Origin of the sequence: Methylobacterium sp. WL19, from assembly GCF_008040005.1 — a bacterium.
In the GTDB taxonomy this organism is placed as follows: Bacteria; Pseudomonadota; Alphaproteobacteria; order Rhizobiales; family Beijerinckiaceae; genus Methylobacterium; species Methylobacterium bullatum.
The window spans coordinates 1-19,915 of sequence record NZ_VRVC01000043.1 but is presented as its reverse complement, the minus strand read 5'-3'; the positions used below and the strand labels follow the sequence as shown (position 1 = coordinate 19,915).

At 66.6% G+C, this 19,915-nt stretch carries 19 protein-coding genes and 1 tRNA gene; 8 read left to right on the top strand and 12 right to left on the bottom strand.

Annotation, left to right across the window (positions count from 1 at the left end):
• The first annotated feature begins 55 nt into the window (after nucleotides 1-55).
• Nucleotides 56-652, top strand: coding sequence for a YqgE/AlgH family protein (locus tag FV220_RS10860; protein WP_018042130.1), 597 nt, complete (start codon nucleotides 56-58; stop codon nucleotides 650-652).
• 18 nt (nucleotides 653-670) lie between these two features.
• Here the strand turns inward: FV220_RS10860 and FV220_RS10855 are convergent, their stop codons facing one another.
• Nucleotides 671-1,657, bottom strand: a complete 987-nt coding sequence (locus tag FV220_RS10855; RefSeq protein WP_147831311.1) for a hypothetical protein — start codon at nucleotides 1,655-1,657, stop codon at nucleotides 671-673.
• 509 nt (nucleotides 1,658-2,166) lie between these two features.
• On the opposite strand from FV220_RS10855, the gene dnaK reads away from it, so the two are divergent.
• From dnaK to FV220_RS10840, 3 genes are all read left to right on the top strand, one after another.
• Nucleotides 2,167-4,086 (top strand): molecular chaperone DnaK, encoded by a 1,920-nt coding sequence (gene dnaK, locus FV220_RS10850; protein ID WP_147831309.1) that lies wholly within the window; start codon nucleotides 2,167-2,169, stop codon nucleotides 4,084-4,086.
• 115 nt (nucleotides 4,087-4,201) lie between these two features.
• Nucleotides 4,202-5,365: a molecular chaperone DnaJ gene (dnaJ, locus tag FV220_RS10845; protein WP_018042133.1), complete on the top strand. Its 1,164-nt coding sequence runs from the start codon at nucleotides 4,202-4,204 to the stop codon at nucleotides 5,363-5,365.
• 184 nt (nucleotides 5,366-5,549) lie between these two features.
• A complete protein-coding gene (locus tag FV220_RS10840) occupies nucleotides 5,550-6,185 on the top strand; it encodes an rRNA adenine N-6-methyltransferase family protein (protein WP_056150144.1) in 636 nt (211 codons plus the stop codon).
• Between the two features lie 59 nt (nucleotides 6,186-6,244).
• Here FV220_RS10840 and FV220_RS25490 read toward each other — a convergent pair whose 3' ends face one another.
• The 5 genes from FV220_RS25490 to FV220_RS10815 all read right to left on the bottom strand — a co-directional run bounded on the left by FV220_RS25490 (nucleotide 6,245) and on the right by FV220_RS10815 (nucleotide 10,153).
• Nucleotides 6,245-6,652, bottom strand: a complete 408-nt coding sequence (locus FV220_RS25490; protein WP_187273387.1) for a hypothetical protein — start codon at nucleotides 6,650-6,652, stop codon at nucleotides 6,245-6,247.
• Nucleotides 6,653-6,859: 207 nt separating this feature from the next.
• Complete coding sequence (gene deoA / locus FV220_RS10830) at nucleotides 6,860-8,161, bottom strand: thymidine phosphorylase (RefSeq protein WP_147831305.1); 1,302 nt, start codon at nucleotides 8,159-8,161, stop codon at nucleotides 6,860-6,862.
• Nucleotides 8,158-8,904, bottom strand: a complete 747-nt coding sequence (deoC, locus tag FV220_RS10825) for a deoxyribose-phosphate aldolase (RefSeq protein WP_147831303.1) — start codon at nucleotides 8,902-8,904, stop codon at nucleotides 8,158-8,160. Before deoC ends, deoA begins: the two co-directional genes overlap by 4 nt.
• 9 nt (nucleotides 8,905-8,913) lie before the next feature.
• Nucleotides 8,914-9,723 (bottom strand): purine-nucleoside phosphorylase, encoded by an 810-nt coding sequence (locus tag FV220_RS10820; RefSeq protein WP_147831301.1) that lies wholly within the window; start codon nucleotides 9,721-9,723, stop codon nucleotides 8,914-8,916.
• Nucleotides 9,716-10,153, bottom strand: a complete 438-nt coding sequence (locus FV220_RS10815; RefSeq protein WP_018042139.1) for a cytidine deaminase — start codon at nucleotides 10,151-10,153, stop codon at nucleotides 9,716-9,718. Before FV220_RS10815 ends, FV220_RS10820 begins: the two co-directional genes overlap by 8 nt.
• A 189-nt stretch (nucleotides 10,154-10,342) precedes the next feature.
• Here FV220_RS10815 and FV220_RS10810 point away from each other — a divergent pair, with 189 nt between their 5' ends.
• The gene (locus tag FV220_RS10810) at nucleotides 10,343-10,567 is read left to right on the top strand and encodes a DUF2093 domain-containing protein (RefSeq protein WP_018042140.1); all 225 of its coding nucleotides are present in this window, start codon (nucleotides 10,343-10,345) and stop codon (nucleotides 10,565-10,567) included.
• On the opposite strand, the gene lpxK is transcribed toward FV220_RS10810, so the two are convergent.
• From lpxK to FV220_RS10795, 3 genes are read right to left on the bottom strand one after another with little or no spacing between them, the layout of a single operon-like run.
• Entirely contained in the window at nucleotides 10,512-11,543 is a 1,032-nt protein-coding gene (gene lpxK, locus FV220_RS10805) for a tetraacyldisaccharide 4'-kinase (RefSeq protein ID WP_147831299.1), read from the bottom strand. The two genes, FV220_RS10810 and lpxK, sit on opposite strands and share 56 nt — an antisense overlap.
• Nucleotides 11,543-12,847 carry a 3-deoxy-D-manno-octulosonic acid transferase gene (locus FV220_RS10800; protein WP_056150121.1) on the bottom strand — a complete coding sequence of 435 codons (1,305 nt, stop codon included), beginning with the start codon at nucleotides 12,845-12,847 and terminating at the stop codon, nucleotides 11,543-11,545. Before FV220_RS10800 ends, lpxK begins: the two co-directional genes overlap by 1 nt.
• Nucleotides 12,844-13,596 carry a lysophospholipid acyltransferase family protein gene (locus FV220_RS10795; protein WP_147831297.1) on the bottom strand — a complete coding sequence of 251 codons (753 nt, stop codon included), beginning with the start codon at nucleotides 13,594-13,596 and terminating at the stop codon, nucleotides 12,844-12,846. The genes FV220_RS10800 and FV220_RS10795 overlap by 4 nt, the downstream gene beginning before the upstream one ends.
• Before the next feature lie 591 nt (nucleotides 13,597-14,187).
• Here FV220_RS10795 and FV220_RS10790 point away from each other — a divergent pair.
• The gene (locus FV220_RS10790) at nucleotides 14,188-15,093 is read left to right on the top strand and encodes a metallophosphoesterase (protein WP_147831295.1); all 906 of its coding nucleotides are present in this window, start codon (nucleotides 14,188-14,190) and stop codon (nucleotides 15,091-15,093) included.
• Between the two features lie 25 nt (nucleotides 15,094-15,118).
• Here FV220_RS10790 and FV220_RS25485 read toward each other — a convergent pair whose 3' ends face one another.
• Entirely contained in the window at nucleotides 15,119-15,280 is a 162-nt protein-coding gene (locus FV220_RS25485) for a hypothetical protein (protein ID WP_187273386.1), read from the bottom strand.
• Nucleotides 15,281-16,167: 887 nt separating this feature from the next.
• Nucleotides 16,168-16,243, bottom strand: a tRNA-Glu gene (locus tag FV220_RS10785).
• A gap of 95 nt (nucleotides 16,244-16,338) precedes the next feature.
• On the opposite strand from FV220_RS10785, the gene FV220_RS10780 reads away from it, so the two are divergent.
• Nucleotides 16,339-17,340, top strand: coding sequence for an RluA family pseudouridine synthase (locus FV220_RS10780; protein ID WP_147831293.1), 1,002 nt, complete (start codon nucleotides 16,339-16,341; stop codon nucleotides 17,338-17,340).
• 308 nt (nucleotides 17,341-17,648) lie between these two features.
• Nucleotides 17,649-18,539, top strand: coding sequence for an RNA polymerase sigma factor RpoH (rpoH, locus tag FV220_RS10775; RefSeq protein ID WP_147831291.1), 891 nt, complete (start codon nucleotides 17,649-17,651; stop codon nucleotides 18,537-18,539).
• Nucleotides 18,540-18,728: 189 nt separating this feature from the next.
• On the opposite strand, the gene FV220_RS10770 is transcribed toward rpoH, so the two are convergent.
• Nucleotides 18,729-19,643: a hypothetical protein gene (locus tag FV220_RS10770; protein WP_246689429.1), complete on the bottom strand. Its 915-nt coding sequence runs from the start codon at nucleotides 19,641-19,643 to the stop codon at nucleotides 18,729-18,731.
• Nucleotides 19,644-19,915 lie beyond the last annotated feature (272 nt).

Here is a 19,915-nt window from a genome sequence, read left to right as displayed (position 1 = left end):
TCAGCCTCAGCGAGTCCGCGCTGGACAAGCCAGCCCACCTAGGTAGCATGATGCAATGCGACAAGATCCGGATTCCGCCTATCTCGACGGCCAGTTCCTGGTGGCGATGCCCGGCCTTACGGACGAGCGCTTCGCAAGATCGGTGATCTATCTCTGTGCTCATTCAGCGGACGGCGCGATGGGAATCATCCTCAACAAGCCGGCCAACGATCTGAACATGCCGGATCTCCTGATTCAGCTCGATATCGCCAGCGAGGACGATGCGATCCGCTTGCGCGAGAGGGTCGGCCATATTCCCGTGCTTATGGGCGGTCCGGTGGATGCCAAGCGCGGTTTCGTGCTCCACACCGACGATTTTCACATAGACCAATCGACACTCATCATCGACGACGGGATCTGCCTCACCGCCACGGTGGAAATCCTGCGTGCCATCGCAAACGGTGCCGGACCCGCGAGCGCGGTGCTCGCCCTCGGCTATGCCGGATGGCAAGCCGGGCAGCTCGAGAACGAGATCCTCGCAAATGGCTGGCTCAACTGTCCGGCCGATCCGGCCATGATCTTCAATTCTGCGCTCGACACCAAGTACGAGCGTACCTTGCGAAGCAATGGCATCGATCCAGCGATGTTATCCTTCAGCGCAGGCCGGGCCTGACGGACCGGCTTGAGGGGGTCATTCCCCGATTGGCGAGCCGTCGCTGTCCGGGTTCATCCCTTCGACCGCCGGCTTCGGCTTGCGCGGCCGAAGCGTCGTGCTCGCGGTCGGTGTTGCCGTGCTGGCACCGAGACGCGCGGCAAGGGAAAGGGCGCGGGCTTCGGTGAAACGCACGTTGCAGAAACCATGGGCGCCCTCGCGGGCATAGGTCCGGCAGGTCTGCTCCCGGTCTGAGGAGAAAGCCGCCTGTTCGGTGACGATGGTGCGGACGTCCTGCCCGCGGGCGCGCTGGGTCATGACCTTGTAATTGTCCCGAACCGCCTTGTCGGCGACGCCTCGTCCGGAATCGAATTCCGCGGAGCGGGGAATCAGCGTCGCGGCAGCAGGCCCCCACAGGCCGACCGGCGTGGTGGCACAATCGGCGGCCGTGAAACTGCAGACCCGGTTGCTGCCCAGCGGCGTAACCAGCACGCTGCCTTCCAGGATCTCGAACCGGAGCGGGCATTCACCGCCCGCGATCTCGTAGCGCGCCACGCCCTGAGGACGACCCTCTGAGGAAAGGGAGATCGGCGATCCGCCCGAGAGCGGAACCTTGCAGGTCTCGTTTGGCTGCGAAACCTTGGTGCCGGGCAGCGTGATCCGTGCCGTTGCCGCGCCGCCGGCTCTGTCGATCTTGAGGCTGCCAGTCAGGCCGTTCAGCATGAGTTCCTGGCCGAGAATGTTGTCATCGCTCGGCGTCTTAAGAACGACGGGTCGCAGGGGAGCCGGAGCAGCCTTCGGAGCCTCCGGCGCAGGTTCTCCCGGCGCGCCCGGCGGCAGCAGCGTCCCAGGCTGAGGCGATCCGGTCGGAGGCACACCGCGAGGTGGCACCGGAGGCTTGGCCGCCTTGCCGATGCCGAACAGCTCCTCGAAAAAATTCTGCGCGTTTGCTTCGTTCGCCGGGAGGGCGACGAGGGGCAGGACGAGAAGGGCGGGGAGCAGGCGCAGGCCTCGGGACGGACGCATCAGGTCTTTCATGCCTCTGGAACTCGCAGCACCGGACCGGTGAACAGTGAACGTGCAGCGGGCTCTCGTTCTCGCATCAGCTACTTCGAAAGCGGGTATCATATCTGGGGCTGAGGCTTCGTAAGGCGAGCCTGCCTTCGATCCGCGTTGACGGTCCGAAAGCTGGTCTGCCATCCTCGAACCTAGCATGTGATCGATGGCGCTGACGTGGCGTCCCTGCAACATTTTTGAGGTCCAAGGCGCCGGATACCGGCCATTCCAGACGCAAAGGTCTTGGTCGGCGAGGGAGATAGGATCGGCGTGGCCGTTCGCGGTGCTTCGCCTTGCGGCTCCGCATCACCCTTCTTATATCCGGCGGGACGCGGGATTAAGACCTGGATGAGCGCGTTTCAGGCGCTTCGGCTGGTTCGAATTCCGCTCTCACAATCTTTCGTTCTTCACCGCCATGGGCCGGGCCGCTTCGGGGCTCGGCGGTCTGCTTGACCAAATGACATGAGAGGGATCCCGCCATGGGTAAAGTAATCGGCATCGATCTGGGCACCACTAATTCCTGCGTGGCCGTCATGGAAGGCACGCAGCCCAAGGTCATCGAAAACGCGGAAGGCGCGCGCACCACGCCGTCCATCGTCGCTTTCCTCGACGACGGCGAGCGTCTCGTCGGCCAGCCGGCCAAGCGCCAGGCGGTCACCAATCCCGAACACACGTTCTTCGCCATCAAGCGTCTCGTGGGCCGCACCTACGACGATCCGATGACGCAAAAGGACAAGGGTCTCGTGCCCTATAAGATCGTTCGCGGCGACAACGGCGATGCCTGGGTCGAGGCCGACGGCAAGAAGTATTCCCCCTCGCAGATTTCGGCCTTCACGCTTCAGAAGATGAAGGAGACCGCCGAGGCGCATCTCGGCCAGCCGGTGACGCAGGCCGTCATCACGGTTCCCGCCTACTTCAATGACGCCCAGCGTCAGGCCACCAAGGACGCTGGTAAGATCGCCGGCCTCGAAGTGCTGCGCATCATCAACGAGCCGACGGCGGCTGCTCTAGCCTACGGCCTCGACAAGAAGAAGACCGGTACGATCGCGGTCTACGATCTGGGCGGCGGCACCTTCGACGTGTCGATCCTGGAAATCGGTGACGGTGTGTTCGAGGTGAAGTCCACCAATGGCGACACCTTCCTTGGTGGCGAGGACTTCGACAACCGCGTCGTCGAGTACCTGACCTCCGAGTTCAAGAAGGAACAGGGTATCGACCTGACGAAGGATAAGCTCGCCCTCCAGCGCCTCAAGGAGGCCGCCGAGAAGGCGAAGATCGAGCTGTCCTCGGCGACGCAGACCGAGATCAACCTGCCCTACATCACGGCCGATGCGACGGGGCCGAAGCATTTGGCGCTGAAGCTCTCTCGCGCCAAGTTCGAGAGCCTCGTGGACGACCTCGTCCAGCGCACAATCGAGCCCTGCCGCAAGGCGCTCAAGGATGCCGGCGTCTCGGCCTCCGAGATCGACGAGGTGGTTCTGGTCGGCGGCATGATCCGCATGCCGAAGATCCAGGAAGTGGTGAAGTCCTTCTTCGGCAAGGAGCCCCACAAGGGCGTCAATCCGGATGAGGTCGTGGCCATCGGCGCTGCGGTCCAGGCCGGTGTGCTCCAGGGCGACGTCAAGGACGTGTTGCTTCTCGACGTGACCCCGTTGTCGCTCGGCATCGAAACGCTGGGCGGCGTCTTCACCCGTTTGATCGACCGCAACACCACGATCCCGACGAAGAAGTCGCAGACCTTCTCTACGGCCGAAGACAACCAGAACGCTGTCACCATCCGCGTCTTCCAGGGTGAGCGTGAGATGGCGGCTGACAATAAGATGCTCGGCCAGTTCGATCTGATGGGCATCCCGCCGGCCCCGCGCGGCATGCCGCAGATCGAGGTGACCTTCGACATCGACGCCAACGGCATCGTCAACGTGACGGCCAAGGACAAGGCGACGAACAAGGAGCACCAGATCCGTATTCAGGCTTCAGGCGGTCTGTCGGATGCCGACATCGATCGGATGGTGAAGGACGCCGAGGCCAATGCCGAGGCGGACAAGAAGCGTCGCGAGTTGGTCGAGGTGAAGAACCAGGGCGAAAGCCTGATCCACGCCACCGAGAAGTCGGTGAAGGAGTATGGCGACAAGGTCTCGGCCGATGACAAGGCTGCGATCGAGACCGCCATGACTGCTCTTCGTACGGCTCTCGAGGGTGACGACGTCGAGGTCATCAAGTCCCGCACTACGGATTTGATGCAGTCATCGATGAAGCTGGGCGAGGCTATGTACGCTGCGAGCAGCCAGGCGCCCGAAGGCGGGGCTGAGGGTAGCGAGGGTCACGAGGCGAAGAAGGACGACGTCATCGATGCCGACTTCCAGGAAGTCGATGACAAAGACCAGAAGAAGCGGGCATAACGCTCGTCTTAGAGAAGGAGGGGGACCGGAGCGATCCGGTCCCTCGTCATGTCTGGTGGGATGACGGTGTGGCCCTCCGTAGAGGCGGGCGCGCCGGGGGACGTTGAGGGCGGGTATGTCGAAGCGGGACTATTACGAGGTTCTGGGCGTCTCCAAGACTGCGACAGACGGCGAGATGAAGGTCGCCTTCCGCAAGCTCGCCATGGCCTACCACCCGGATCGCAACCCCGGGAACGCCGAGGCCGAACTCAAGTTCAAGGAAGTCAACGAAGCCTACCAGACGCTCACCGACGGGCAGAAGCGTGCGGCCTATGACCGTTTCGGCCATGCCGCATTCCAGCAGGGCGGAGCCGGCGGCCCGGGATTCGGGAACGAGTTCGGCGACTTCATGTCGGACATTTTCGACAATTTCTTCGGCGACGGCCGTGGTGCGGGCGGCGCTGGCGGTGCGCGCGGTGGTCGTGGTGGCTCGACACGCGAACGTGGTGCGGATTTGCGCTACAATCTCGAGATCTCCCTTGAGGATGCGTTCGCCGGTAAGACCGAGACGATCACGATGGCCACCGCCGTCACCTGTGAGGTCTGCTCCGGCAGCGGTGCGAAAGCCGGCTCCAAGCCCAAGCCGTGTCAGACTTGCGGCGGCTACGGTCGCGTGCGCGCGGCGCAAGGGTTTTTCGCCATCGAGCGTACGTGCCCGGCCTGTCACGGACGCGGTGAGATCATCGACAACCCGTGCGGCAATTGTTCCGGCGCAGGCCGTGTCACTCGGGAGCGCACGCTTTCCATCAACGTACCGGCCGGCGTCGATGACGGCCTGCGGATCCGTCTGGCCGGCGAGGGCGAGACCGGCCTGCGCGGTGGCCCTGCCGGCGACCTCTACGTCTTTCTCTCGATCAAGCCGCACACGTTCTTTCAGCGGGATGGTGCCGACTTGTTTTGCCGCGTCCCGATCTCGATGGTCACTGCTGCCCTGTCTGGGGAGATCACCGTGCCCGTAATCGACGGATCGCAGACCGAAGTCCGCATCCCGGCAGGCACGCAGACAGCCAAGCAGTTCCGGATCAAGGGCAAGGGCATGCCGGTTCTTCGGTCCCGCGATGTCGGCGATCTTTATATTCAGGTGTTCGTCGAGACGCCTCAGAACCTGTCGAAGCGTCAGCGTGAACTGCTTCAGGAGTTCACCAGCACGGCATCGGACGAGAACCACCCTGAAAGTGCGGGGTTTTTCTCCAAGGTCCGCGATTTCTTCGATGGGTTGAGCGGCGTTGCGCGGTCGTGACGCTCCGCGATCTCACAGGCGGCGGATCGAAACGGCCTGGCTCCCGTTGTGGCTGTGGCAGCGCTGCATCGTCGCCAGTAGCACAACGCGTTGCTCCCGCCCTATGCTGAGCTTCGACCTTGACGGGCACTGGCTTTCGTCGTCTAGCCTTAACTCCCCATGCGTGATCTGAGGACATTGGATCTTGCCTCCGCTCCATCGACCCAGTGCTAAAGCCTATGCCGCCACCGGATCGGTCCGTGAACGGCGGGAGCCGCTGGAAGATGAGGCGCGTTTCCTGCGATCTTGGTTCGAGCGGCCGCTTGTCACCGGCTCGGTAACGCCGTCGGGTAAGATGCTTGCCCGCATGATGGCGTCCTACGTCGACCCCCGCGTGCCCGGCCCCGTCATCGAGCTCGGTCCCGGTACCGGTCCCGTCACCGAGGCCCTGATACGTCGTGGCATCGAGCAGGAGCGGCTCGTCCTGGTCGAGTACAATCCGGATTTCTGCAAGCTGCTGCAGAAGCGCTTTCCACGCGCCACCATCCTGCGCGGTGACGCCTACAACATTCGCGAGACCATCGGCGACCTTCTCACCGAGAAGGCTGCGGCTACCGTTTCCAGCCTGCCTCTGTTCACCAAGCCTTTGGAACAGCGTCTCGATCTTCTGAACGCCACACATACGCTCATGCATGCGGGCTCGCCTTTCGTGCAGTTCACCTATGCGGTGGTGCCGCCGATCCCCGAGCGTTGCGATGCGGGTAGCTACACGGCCAGCCGGTCCAGCCGGGTTTGGCTCAACCTGCCGCCAGCGCGAGTCTGGGTCTACCGCCGTCCCTGAGGGACCGCCGCAGAACGTCGCCTGAAGACGTGGCTCATCCGCGGTTCAGCCCATCGCTCCTACCGTTCGATCACTGCGCCGGGATCGCCCCGGCGTCGCAATCGATGGAGACTGACATGGCGTTTCGCGCATTCGCACAGCGGACGAGGGGTTGGCTCGCAGCCGCAGCCCTCGCCCTCGGCGTCATCGGCATCGCGCCGGGTATCGTTCAGGCGGCACCGCTTGCTCCGGCCGTTGCCTTGGCCGAGCCGGCGCAGACGGGCATTGTCCCAGTCCAGTATGGCTGGGGCGGTCACCACCACCACCATCGCAGACACCATGGCTGGGGTGGACATCACCGCCATGGCTGGGGCGGTCACCGGGGGTACGGCTGGGGCGGTCATGGCCATCACGGATGGCGTCCGCGTCACCATGGCTGGGGTCACCACCACCATCATGGGCATCATGGGCATCGCCACGGCGGACATTACCGCTTCTAGTAGAAAGGCCCCGGCGGGTTCATCCGCCGGGGCCTCGCTCTTTGTTCTCCCATCGCGGCCGGTCGGATGGCGGATGGTTCGAGGGATCGATCTCACATCGGCTTTCCACCTTCGCAATCGGTCGGCAAAGCCAGTCGATCTCTGGAATGGACGCGCGCGGCGTCGTTTCACAGCGCGTGCCGGCTGCCGAGCTCTTCAGGCTATCCGCTCGATGATGGCCAGTCGCGGTAAAGGGGCGTTGGGTGTGATCCGGTAAGCAGCCCGCAAAGCTCTTTCGGCGGCATCGGCTTGGGTTTCGTTGCGGGCATGGACAATGCCGAGAAGGTCGGCGGCATCTCCGGGACGGGCCAGAGACGAAAGACCTACCGCCGGGTCGATGCCGTCCTGAGGCCTAGTGCGCCCGCCGCCCAGTGCGATGACGGCAAGCCCGATCTCGCGGGTCTCGATTTGCGAGACGACGCCCGTCGTGAGAGATCTCACCGCGCGGACCACCGGTGCGACGGGGCAATACCGGTCGGACTTTTCGATGAAATCGGCAGGGCCACCCAACGCGGAAACCATGCGCCCGAAGATCTCGGCGGCCCGTCCGGAATCGCGGGCGTCTTCGACCTTTCGGGACGCCTCGGCGATGTCCGTGGCCAGACCGCCGAGCAGCAGCATCTCGGCGCAGAGCGCCACGGTGACGGCATGGAACGCTGGTTCGCCGGAGCGACCGGTGAGGTAATCCACGGCATAGGCCACTTCGAGGGCGTTGCCCGCGGTGGAGGCAAGGGGCGCGTCCATATCGGTGATAAGCGCAACGGTCTTCAGGCCGGCACCGTTGGCGACGGCGACGATACTTTCGGCGAGAGCCCGTGCTTCATCGGTTCCCGCCATGAAGGCGCCGGAGCCGGTCTTCACATCCATCACGAGGCCGCCGAGACCGGCCGCGAGCTTCTTCGAGAGGATAGACGCCGTGATCAGGTCGAGGGATTCCACCGTGCCGGTCACATCGCGGATGGCGTAGAGTCGCCGGTCGGCCGGGGCGAGATCGGACGTCTGTCCGATGATGGCGCAACCGATGGAGCGGGTGACGCTGCGGAAACGGTCGAGACCGGGCGTGGCGTCGTAGCCGGGAATGCTCGCGAGCTTGTCGAGGGTGCCGCCGGTATGCCCGAGGCCCCGGCCGGAGATCATCGGCACGTAGCCACCGCAGGCGGCGACCATCGGGGCGAGAGCGAGACTCACCGTATCGCCGACGCCCCCGGTCGAGTGCTTGTCAAGGACAGGGCCTGGCAAGTCCCAATCGAGCACCGTGCCCGAATGGGTCATCGCCCGCGTCAGGGCCACGCGTTCGGGCAGCGACAGGCCGCGGAAGAACACCGCCATCGCGAAGGCGGCGGCCTGTCCTTCTGTCACCCGCCCGTCAGTGAGCCCTGAGATGAAGTCGGTAATTTCAGCATCCGTGAGTACGCGTCCGTCCCGCTTGGCCCGGATCAACTCCTGCGGCAGCATCAGGCGCGCTCCCCGAGTCTTTGGGTCAGCGTATCGTGCAGGCTGCTCGCCCCGATGCGGAAGGTCTTCGGTTCCACCCAGTCCGGTCCCATGATCCTGTCGGCTATGGCAAGATACAGGGCGGCATCGGCCACGGTCCGTAATCCGCCCGAGACCTTGAATCCGACAGGTCGCCCGCTGTCCCGGATGGCAGCGAGCATCGCTTCGGCGGCTTGCGGCGTTGCCAAGACGGCGCTTTTGCCCGTTGAGGTCTTGAGGAAATCCGCTCCCGCAGCGATGGCGAGTTGGCTTGCTTCGGTGATCTGCATGACGTCCGGCATCGCTCCGGATTCGAGGATCACCTTGAGGATCGCGCGACCGGAGACCTCGCGCACGGCGGCGATCATGTCAGTTGGCGTCCGCGCGTCGCCAGCAAGGAACGCCCGATAGGGTAGGACGATGTCGATTTCATGCGCTCCGTCATGCAGCGCCTCGGCGGTATCTTCCGCAGCGCGCTCGATATCCGTGCCGCCTGCGGGAAAGTTGATCACCGTGGCGATGCGGACGGGCGTACCGGCCAGCAACGCGACGCAGCGCCCGATATGCTGGGGCCAGACGCAAACCGCGGCGACGCAGCTCGCTCGGGCCTTTCCGCAGAGCGTCGCAATAGCCTGATCAGAGCAGGAATCGCCGAGATCGGTGAGATCGAGCAGAGGAAGGGCGCGCCGGGCAATGGCGGAGTCCAAATGATGGGGATCGACGATCATGCTCCTTTCCTACAGCCGTGCGACGAACCCGTCGATGAGACGGGCGAGATCGAAAGCAGCGGCGGCCGCCGCGCGCTTGGTCTCGTCGTGATGCGGATCGCCGTCTCCGATTCCGGCGGCGAAGTTCGTGACGACGGAGATCGCCGCGACCTTCAAACCGAAGAACCGGGCGAGGATCGCCTCCGGCACTGTCGACATGCCCACGAGGTCGGCGCCGAGGCGCCCCGCCATGCGGATCTCGGCCGGGGTCTCGAAGCTGGGGCCCGAGAACCATGCATAGACACCCTCGTGCAATGGGATCCCGCAATCCTGCGCCGCTTCGTGGAGGGTCTTGCGGGCCGCTGCATCGTAGGCGCCGACCATGGGGATGAAGCGGTCATCGCCCGTCTCGCCGATCAGAGGATTGAGGCCAGACAGATTGATGTGGTCGCTGAGGGCCACGAGGCTGCCTGGCCCCGCCTGCGCCACCAGCGATCCGGCCGCGTTGGTGAGGAGAAGGAGCGGGACTCCGAGCGCCTTGGCGACGCCCAGCGGCACCTTCATGACGGCGGCGTCGCCGGTCTCGTAGGCATGGCTCCGCCCTTCGAAGACCAGCACGCGGCGCCCGGAGAGGCGCCCAGCATGGAGGGTGCCGCCGTGACCCGTCACGCCGGGAGAGGGAAAGCCTGGAATCTCCGAATAGGCGAGGGAGAGGCGGTCTTCGAGCTTTCCGGCGACGAGTCCGAGGGCCGTGCCGGTGACGATGGCGGCATCGTAGGGCCCGCCGAAACCGTGGCTCAGGACGGTGTCGGCTGCGAGCGAGATGGCTGCGTCAGGCATCGGCGAGCATATTCTTGCGGTGCAGATTGTCTGGGCCGAAGGAATCCGGCAGCAGCGCCTCCAGGGTGAAGCTCTGGCGGATGCCCTCCGGACCGGCGATGTGGATCGGCGTTCCGGGTGCGGCGAACTCCCTGATCCGCTGGCGGCAGGCGCCGCATGGCGTCACCAGATTCGGGCCGTTTCCGATGATGAGAATGGCGGTTATGGCGCGTCCGCCGCCGGCGATCATGGCCGCGATGGCGCCTGCTTCGGCGCAGGTGCCGACGGGGTAGGCGGCGTTCTCGACGTTGCAGCCGGCATGCAGGCGGCCGTGCTCGTCCCTCAGGGCGGCGCCGACGGGGAAGTCGGAATAAGGCGCGTAGGCCAGGGACTTAGCAGCCGCGGCCGCCTCGAACAGAGCCGCGAGGTCCGCGCCGATCGTGTCCGTCATCGTATCGGATCCGGTGGGAGGGTTCACGTCCCGTTAGAACAGGAACGCCACCCCCCTGTCGAGCGCCATCGGACCCCCTGTTCGAGCGCCATCGGACGCCCTTTCGAGCGTTATCGAACATCATCGACATGGCGCCGCCACGATCCTAGAACGCTCCTTCGATGGTCTCAGTTGGGAAGCGGGCGAGACATGCTGGGTCGGTTCGAACGCAAGGCCTCCGGCGAGGCGACGGTGGAGTATGGCGACGGCACCATGCGCATCGTGAAGCCAGGCAGCTTCGTGCGCTGCGCGGTGACCGGCGAGCCGATCGCCCTCGACAGCCTTCGCTACTGGAGCGCCGAACTGCAGGAGGCCTACATCACGCCCGAGGCGGTGATGAAGCGTCTGGCCGAGCTGGGACGGTCGCCGGGCTGAACGCCTCGCCCGCGCGGCGCAGCTGGGCGAGGACGCTCCCCTCGTCGTCAAACAGAAGGGTGACGCCCAGTGCCGTCACCCTCGCGGCGAAATCCGCCGGCAGGCGCACCATGTCCTTCTCCGTCGTCACCAGCATCGCGCCCAGGGCATCGGCCCATGCCGCGAGGCCGGCCAGATCCGCGGCACGATAGGGATGGTGATCCGGAAAGGTCCGGGTCTCGATGACGCTCGCTCCGGCTTGGGCCAGGGTCTCGAAGAACTTTCGCGGTCGACCGATCCCGGCGAAAGCGAGCACGGGCTTTCCCGCGACGACTGTCGGCGCGGTCGGAACCAGCCTCGCCCGATGGAACGGCAGCCCCCGCGACGCCGCCTCCACCGCCAATGCCTCGCCCTGGGCGCCTTCGCCGATGACGACGAGGCCGTGGACATGGCGCCATTGCCGCGCGAGCGGTGCCCGCAAAGGGCCGGCCGGGAAGGCCAGGCCGTTGCCGATGCCGCTACCCGCATCGACCACCGCGAGGGACAGGTCCTTGGTGAGGCTCGGATTCTGGAGCCCGTCATCCATCACCACCACATCGGCACCGAGAGCCCGGCAGAGCCTCGCCCCTTCGGGCCGGTCGCGGGAGAGGATCGTGCGGGCGCCACGTGCGAGGAGAAGCGGCTCGTCGCCCACGTCCAGGGAGGTGTGCCGGCTCGGATCCACCGTCACCGGGCCGGCGAGGCGCCCGCCATAGCCACGGGTCAGGAAGGCGGGCTCCGCCCCGGTCCCCCTCAGCAAGGCCGCCACAGCGAGAGCCGTGGGGGTCTTGCCCGCCCCGCCCAGGGTGAAGTTGCCGATGCAGATGACGGGGCATGCTGCCCGCTCGCCAGCGCGGTCCATGCGGGCGGCGACGCGCGAGCCATAGAAATGCCCAAGGGGTGCCAGGAACCGGCCGAGGGGATGACCGGGGGCATCCCAGAAGGCCGGGGGCCGCATCAGGAGCCGGCCATGGCCGCGAGCTTCATCTGGGCGATGAAGGGATCGAGAATCGCGAGGGTTCGCTCCACCGCCCCTTCGAACGGCCGCAGGGCGGCGTTGCCGGCCTCCGCCATGGCGCGGGATCGGGGCGTGTCGTGGAGGAGGTCGCCCACGGCGGCCGCCAGCTCCCCGGCATCCGCCACCATCATCGCCCCACCGGCCTCGTCGAGGGCGCGATAGACCTGGGCGAAGTTCTGGACGTTCGGCCCGTGCAGGATCGCCGCGTGGAGGCGGGTCGGCTCGATCGGGTTCTGGCCACCACGCCGCGTCATCGAGCCACCGAGGAACACCAGAGGTGCGAGGCGATAGAACAGGCCCAGTTCCCCGAGCGTATCGGCGACGTAGAGATCGACGCCGCCATGGGGGCGGCCGCCACGCGAGCGCAGGGCGCTCCGCAGGCCGACGGCGGCGGCGCATTCCGCGACCTCCCCGCCACGGTGGGGATGGCGCGGCACGACGATGGTCAGGAGGTTCGGCAGTCGTGTCCTGAGGGTCGCGTGGGCCTCGGCCACCATGGCATCCTCGCCCGGATGGGTGCTGGCCGCGACCCAGACCGGCCGGTCGCCGACGACGTCGCGCAGATAGGCGAGCTGCTGCTCGTCCGCCGGGGGCACGGCCGAATCGTATTTCAGGTTTCCGGCGACGCTCACGCGGGGCGCGCCGAGCCTTTCGAAGCGCTCGGCATCGTCCTTGGTCTGTGCGAGGCAGATGGCGATGCGCGAGAGCAGGGCTTCCGCCGTGCGCGGCGAGCGCGCCCAGCCCTTGAACGAGCGTTCCGACATCCGGCCGTTGACGAGGAGGAGGGGGATGCCGCGCTGGTGCAGGGCGATGACCGTGTTCGGCCAGATCTCGGATTCCGCCACCAGCGCCAGATCCGGCTGCCAATGCTCGATGAAGCGCTCGATCCAGCGCGGCGCGTCGAGGGGCATGTATTGATGCACCGCGCCCGCCGGCAGGCGCCGGCCGATCAGTTCGGCGGCACTGCGGGTTCCCGTGGTGACGAGGACGCTGAAACCCCGGGCGATCATGCCGTCGATCAATCCGACGAGGGAGAGCACCTCGCCGACGCTGGCGCCGTGCATCCAGGCCAGGGGCCCGACGGGGCGGGCTCGTCCGGGAAGGCCACGTCGCTCGGACAGGCGGCCGGGGTCTTCCTTGCCCTTGCGCGAGCGCCAGGCCAGCAGGCCGGCCACCGCCGGCTCACCCACATAGAGCCCGTATCGATAGGCCTGGAGGGCGATGGTGAGGGGAGGCGTCTTCACGCAAACGGCCCGAGGGCGAGGGAACCGGCCACCGGATCGACGACCCGGTCGAGGCGACCGACGAGGGTGTAGGCCCGGTCGTGGACCCGGTTCATTTCGTTCTCCAGCCGCTGGCGCAAACGCTCCAGTTCCTCCGGTTCGACGTCGCGCGGGACGAGGACCGGCTCCCCGAAGACCATGGCGCCCCTGCCGAAGGGCAGCCCGAAACAGGCCTTGTCCCAGCTGTCGAAGCGCAGGTGCCGGCTCGTTACCACCGCGACGGGAATGATCGGCCGGCCGGAGAAGCGTGCCAGGGTGAGGATGCCGACGTCGCATCGGCGCGACACCTTGGGCACATCGGCGCTGAAGGCGACGCTCTCGCCGTCCTTCAGGGCGCGGATCATGGCACGCAGGCCTTCCGCCCCACCCTTCGCCCGAATGTCCCGCACGGCGCGGCCACGGGCTCCGGAGGCCCGGATGACGCGAACCCCCATCCGGGTGAGGGCGATGGTATTGATGTTGCCGTCCGCCGAGCGCGAAATGATCGTGGCGATCCGGTCCTGCGGCCGGCGCATGAACGAAATCATCGTATGCTGGCCGTGCCACATCCCGGCGATGAACGGCAACAGCCCGTCGAGCCACCGGTGTGGCTCGGTCGGCTCCACCGTGAAGCGGTTCGTGGCGCGCACGAGGCGCAGGTAGTGATAGGCGGCAAAGCCGAGGCTTTTCTGAACCGGTGGAGACCGGCCGATGCGTTTGAGAAGGCTCATTCACTCGGTTCCACGGGCCGCCGGATCGGCCATCCGTCCAGTCGGTGCCCGAGACGTCCACGCCCGGTTGCGCCGCCGGCGCATCCGTCGAACGTCGCCCGCTCGGGAGCCATACCGGTCCCGCAGGGTCTAACGCCGTTCGAATTGCCCGCGCAACCATGCCGGGACCGCTTCACCCCGTCCTTCCCCGCCGCTCGATCTTCACATGCGTGAGAGCGTCGCGGCGGGAGCGACGCCGCTTCAAGCCGAGCGCGTCCCTCTCCCCCTTATGGGCGGAGGTCAGGAGTGCGGGTGGTTTGGCCAGCCTCCGCACGTCGAGGGTCGCCCGACCACCCCCACCTCCAACTCCTCCCCACAAGCTCGACGGATCTCGGGCAGGCCCGAGATCCGCTGGGCAGGAGGGCAGGGCGGCGCATTCCGCGAGATGCGTGACTATCTGGGGAACGACGCTGTGGGTGTCGAAACCTGTATGATCGTTCCCCCGGATCAGATGGCGTCGGCCCGAAATCGAAGCGCCGGCCGAAAAGGGGCGAGGCTTGACGCGGTAGCCGGGAGTGACGAAGGCGGGCGCCTGTTTCGAAACGGAGACCGATGTTCCGCCTCGCTCACCTCACCGATCCGCATGTCGGCCCCATCGCCCGTCCGCGCCTGCGCCAGCTTCTGAGCAAGCGGGCCACCGGCTACGTGAACTGGCGGCGCGGGCGCAGCCGCCACCACGACATGGAGATTCTCGCCGCGCTGGTGGCCGATCTGCGGACGCAGCCCCACGATCACGTCGCCTGCACGGGGGACCTGTGCAACATCGGCCTGCCGAGCGAGTGGGCGACGGCCAGGGACTTTCTCCAAGCGCTCGGCACCCCGGACACGGTGAGTTTCGTTCCGGGCAATCACGACGCCTATGTGCGTGGCTCGCTCGAGGGGCTGTTGAAGGCCTGCGGTGCCTGGACCTCGGGCGACGACGGCACCGACGGGGCGTTTCCGTATCTCAGGCGGCGCGGTCCGCTCGCCCTCATCGGAGTGTCGTCGGCCATTCCGACCAAACCCTTCGTCGCGAGCGGCCGGCTCGGCCCCCCTCAGATCGAGACCGTCGAGGCCATTTTGACACGCTTGGGCCGCGAGCCCGAACCGCCGTTTCGCGTGGTCATGATCCATCATCCGCCCCAGCCCGGGGGCGCCTCGCCGGGGCGCGAATTGAAGGATGCGGAGACGTTCACCGCGATGATCGGACGTGCCGGCGCGGACCTGATCCTGCACGGGCACAACCATGTGGGAAGCATCGGTTTCGTCCGCGGGCCGGACGGCACCGGCGTCCCCGTGGTCGGCGCTCCCTCGGCCTCGGCGGTGTCGCATGGCGGCGCGTTGCACCGTCGTGCGAGCTATCATGTCTATGCGGTGACCAGAGCGGACGACCGCTATGTCATCGAGGCCAAGGAACGCGGCCTGACGGAGGCCGGGACGATCGCCGACCTCCGGGTGTTGAAGCTGACGCGGCGATGATCGCTCATCCGCCGGCTGCGCCGGATCAGGCCGTCAATGCCACGAGGGGGCGTTGCGCCTGACGGGTGATGCTGGCTTGATACAGCTCGGCCTGGAGCCGGGTGAGGCCGCTCACGAGGGCCGTCGGCCCGCGATAGACCGTATAGGTGCCGTCATGGGTCGGTTTGACGTGAATCGTCTGGGACATGGCGTGTCTCCCGGCCTCAACGAATCGGTCGATTCGTTCTTTCGGAGTAGGCAGTGTTAATCGGGCGTTCATGAGTCGCAAGGCCGGCGAACGCCTATCCCGGCGATATTCGTCATTGCGCCGCACTTTGACGATGTGGGACGCCGGGCGGCCCGCGGCGTGAAACCTGCGTGCGTTCAACGGGTAACCGACGGGCGAGTGCAGTGCACAACGATCCGCGAGCGTTGTCGTCGCGATCAGCCTCGGGCGGGTCGGCGGGGCTCTTTCGGATGAGGAGCCATGCCGGGATGCGCAGCTCCGATGTCGACGGGGAGGGCACCCCGAGTGTCCGCCGAAGGATCGGCGACTTTCAGGACGTAGAAGCGCCTCGTCACGCCATCCGGCCGAAAGATGGGGTCTGCGACGGAGAGCCGAGGACGGCGTTCATGGCGTGACCGGAGCGACCGGGGCGGACCCCGAGGGCGGGCCACGAACGATCGCCCGAGCGACCGGGGAGGCTCCTCGAACTCGACGCCTTGCGCGGGATCGCCGCAATCCTCGTCGTCGTCTTCCACACCCCCCCAGAACATGCCCCAGACGCCGGCATCCCACCCTTGTGTCATGGGATCCCCCACGAAGACGAGGCGGTGCGTGCTGAGATCCTGTCCGCTGAGCCGCGCGGAGCGCTACGCTCGCGCAGTTCGGGCACCGCCAGCGCTCGAGGCCTTGCCTCCTGCGGCATCGGCTGACGTGCCGGAAGCGCCGGACAACGCGATCACCTGTTTTGCAGCGCAGAAAGGGCGAGACCGAAGAGTGTAGAGAGCAGGGTTCTGTGTATCGCTGGCCTCGAGCCGATCCGGGGGAGGGGCGAGGCCGTGTCGTCAGGACGACTGACTTACAAGAACCGCTGGCGCTCCCAAGGGGAATCGAACCCCTGTTTTCGCCGTGAGAGGGCGACGTCCTAGACCGCTAGACGATGGGAGCTTTCCGGCCGGTTGGCGATCGTATAGCGACGGTCGGGCGGGGGAGCAAGAGCTGCCGCGCGCTTAAATGTCATCGGCATCGAAAGAGATCACATCGTGCAAGAACCGCAGGACCGCCGCGTCGTCCTCGACCTGGACGCGCAGGCGGAGCGCATCGACAGGGCGCTCGCCCGCGCGCTGCCGGACGTGTCGCGCTCGCGGCTGCAGGACCTGATCCGCACCGGCCAGGTGAGCAAGGACGGAATCGTCGTCCTCGACCTGTCGCTGAAGGTCGGCGCGGGCGCCGTCCTCGACGTGACCATTCCCGCGCCGGTGGACGCGACGCCGGTGGCGGAGACCCTCGATCTCGTCATCGTGCACGAGGACGACGACCTGATCGTCATCGACAAGCCGGCGGGGCTGGTGGTCCACCCGGCCCCCGGCCACGATGCCGGAACCCTGGTGAACGGCCTCATCGCCCATTGCGGGGAAAGCCTGTCGGGCATCGGCGGCGTGCGCAGACCCGGGATCGTGCATCGGCTCGACAAGGACACGAGCGGTCTCCTCGTCGTCGCCAAGAATGATCTCGCCCACAAGGGGCTCACGGCGCAGTTCGCCGACCATGGCCGCAACGGACCCCTGGAGCGCGCCTATCTCGCCCTGACCTGGGGAGCGCCGGAGCCCCGGCTGGGCACGATCGACGTCGAACTCGGACGCAGCCAGCGCAATCGCGAGAAGATCGCCATCATGCGCCCGGGCGAGGGGCGCACGGCGATCACGCATTACGTCGTCGAGGAGATCCTGGATGCGGGAACCGAAGTCGCCCTTGTCCGGTGCCGGCTCGAGACCGGGCGAACCCACCAGATCCGCGTCCATCTGAGCCATCGCGGCCATCCGCTTCTCGGCGATGCTGTCTATGGCAACGCCTTCAAGACCAAGGCCGCGCGGCTCGGGTCGGCGGCGCGGGCCGGGCTGGAAACCTTGGGCCGGCAGGCCCTCCATGCCGCCATTCTCGGGTTCGAACATCCCCGCACCGGCGAGGTCCTGCGCTTCGAGAGCCCGATCCCGCCGGACATGTCCGCCCTCATCGCCGCGTTGAGGGCGAACGACCGATCCTGACGAAGCGGGTGGCGCCCGGGTGCGGACCCGTGGCCGGCCGGGGGAACCCTCGACCACCGGTCCTGTTGCAGAGGTGTCGCTGTCAAGGGTCGCCGGCAAACAGGTGTGCCGGCGCACCCCGGGGCGCGGCCTTTCGTGTCACCTTCGGGCGATCGGCTCGCTGGCGCGTTGATGGCGATGGTCGAGTCACGGACCGCTACCGCACCGTTTCCTTTCCGAGTAGTGTCGGGGAGTGGGACGGTCGGCTCGAAGAGCGGCGGTTCGTTTCTGGTCTGCCCGTTCGGGGGACCTTGCAAGGAGAGATGACTATGGCAGGCGCACTACCCGTGCTCGCCACCGAGGGTGGCCTTTCGCGCTACCTCGATGAAATCCGCAAGTTTCCGATGCTCGAGCCGAACGAGGAGTTCACGCTGGCCAAGAGCTGGCGTGAACAGGGCGACCGCGATGCGGCGCACCGCCTCGTCACCTCGCATCTTCGGCTCGTGGCGAAGATCGCCATGGGCTACCGTGGCTATGGCCTGCCGATCGGCGAGGTCGTGTCCGAGGGCAACGTGGGCCTGATGCAGGCCGTCAAGCGCTTCGAGCCGGACAAGGGCTTCCGCCTTGCCACCTACGCCATGTGGTGGATCAAGGCCGCGATCCAGGAATACATCCTGCGCTCGTGGTCGCTGGTGAAGATGGGCACCACGGCGAACCAGAAGAAGCTGTTCTTCAATCTCCGGAAGGCCAAGGGCAAGATTTCCGCCCTGGACGAGGGTGATCTCAAGCCGGATCAGGTGGCTCAGATCGCCGTCAAGCTCGGCGTGCCCGAGCAGGACGTGATCGACATGAACCGCCGCCTCTCGGGCGACACCTCCCTCAACGCTCCGTTGCGTGAGGAAGGGGAGGGCGAGTGGCAGGATTGGCTGGTGGACAACAGCCCGAGCCAGGAGGCCGTGCTCGCCCGCGAAGAGGAGGGCCAGAACCGTCTGACCGCCCTGCGCGACGCATTGTCGGTCCTCAATCCGCGCGAGCGCCGCATCTTCGAGGCGCGCCGTCTCGCCGATGACCCGATCACCCTCGAAGACCTGTCGGGTGAATTCGGGGTGTCACGCGAGCGCGTCCGCCAGATCGAGGTCCGGGCGTTCGAGAAGATTCAGGAAGCGGTCAAGCGAAACCTCGCCACTCGCGAGGCGCCACGGGCCGCCGCCCACGCCTGATCTAGGGCCTCGGTGAGCCTGACTCAGCGAGGCCAACCCGTGCGACCGCGCGGCGGTGGTCGTCCGCCGGACCTCACCGATCCAGACCTGCGGGTCAGGGCGGTGAAAGGTGGACGAGACGCTGCAACGGGGGGCGATGACGAAAAAGCCGGTTCCGCTGCTGCGGGACCGGCTTTCTTTGTGTCGCCCCTATCGACGCCATTGCTCGAAGGCGGAGCGGATGACCTGATTGCCCGATGAACCCTTCTCGAAGGTCAGCACGCCGCGAGGCCCGGCGGCGAACTTCATCGGCAGGTCGAACCAGTTGCGGTGCTCCAGAAGGTCGGTGTTGCGGTCCACGTCGGCCTGCAGCGACGACAGGCCGATCAGGAACAGGTTCTCCTTCACGCGCACCGGCAGGCCCGAGACCGGCGAGCCCCGGCCGCTCTCTTCTTCCTTCGCACTCAGCAGGCCGACATCCTGGACGGAATGCGTATCCCCGGCCGGACTCGTCGTGGTGAAGGCCAGTTCGATGGTGTGGGAGGCGGGGAAGGTGGCGTCGAGGTTCCGCCGGATGGTCATGACCAGAGACAGGCCGGCCTCGGCGAAGGTCACACGCCCCCGGATGACGGTTTCCAGCGGCTGGCCCTGCTCACCGTTCATCGCCTCCAGGCGCCATACGACCATGCCCTGGAAGGTGATTGGCTGGGCGTTTCCGCCCGCCGTGTTTTCCTCGAAGAGAACGGCGCGCTGCGCGACGGCCACGTCGGGCTGGGCCGGCGGTTTGGTCGGATCGGCCGGCGTCGTGGCTGGCGGCCGGGCGAGCGTCTGGCGGGCGGAGGGGTCGCGTCGTTCCGTGGAGGCGGGAGCATCCCCCCCGATCCGGTCGGCATACTTCGCGGCACCGGACTCGGAAGTCTCTTCCTGAGCCTCGGTAGTGCCGGGCTGCAGGTCCGAGGGCTTGTCGCGCAGCATGAAGGCTGCCACCGCGATCAGCCCGACGACGATGAGCAGGACGCTTCCCACGAAGACGTTGCGGATCAGACGAGGGCGGCCCTTGCGCGGGGCGACGACGTCGATGCGTGGGCGATTGCGCGCATGGCCGCCATCCGCCGCTGCGGGCATCGTTGCGCCTTCGGCGACCGGCGGCTCGGGCGTCGGCTCGCCGGCCGGTTCCGGCTGGATCCCTTCGCTCGCGGTCTCATCGTTCGATGCCTTCCGCGCGGCTTCCCGGGCGGCCTTCCTCTCGGCAACCCTGTCCACTGATTTCGCCTTGCGCAAGGCGGTCTACGACCGGGCACGCGGCGCCCTGATCGGGCAACTCCGCTCGCTCGAACCGCCCCTGTCCGAAGCCGATATCGACCTCGAGAGCAAGGCCCTCGAAACCGCGATCAGTC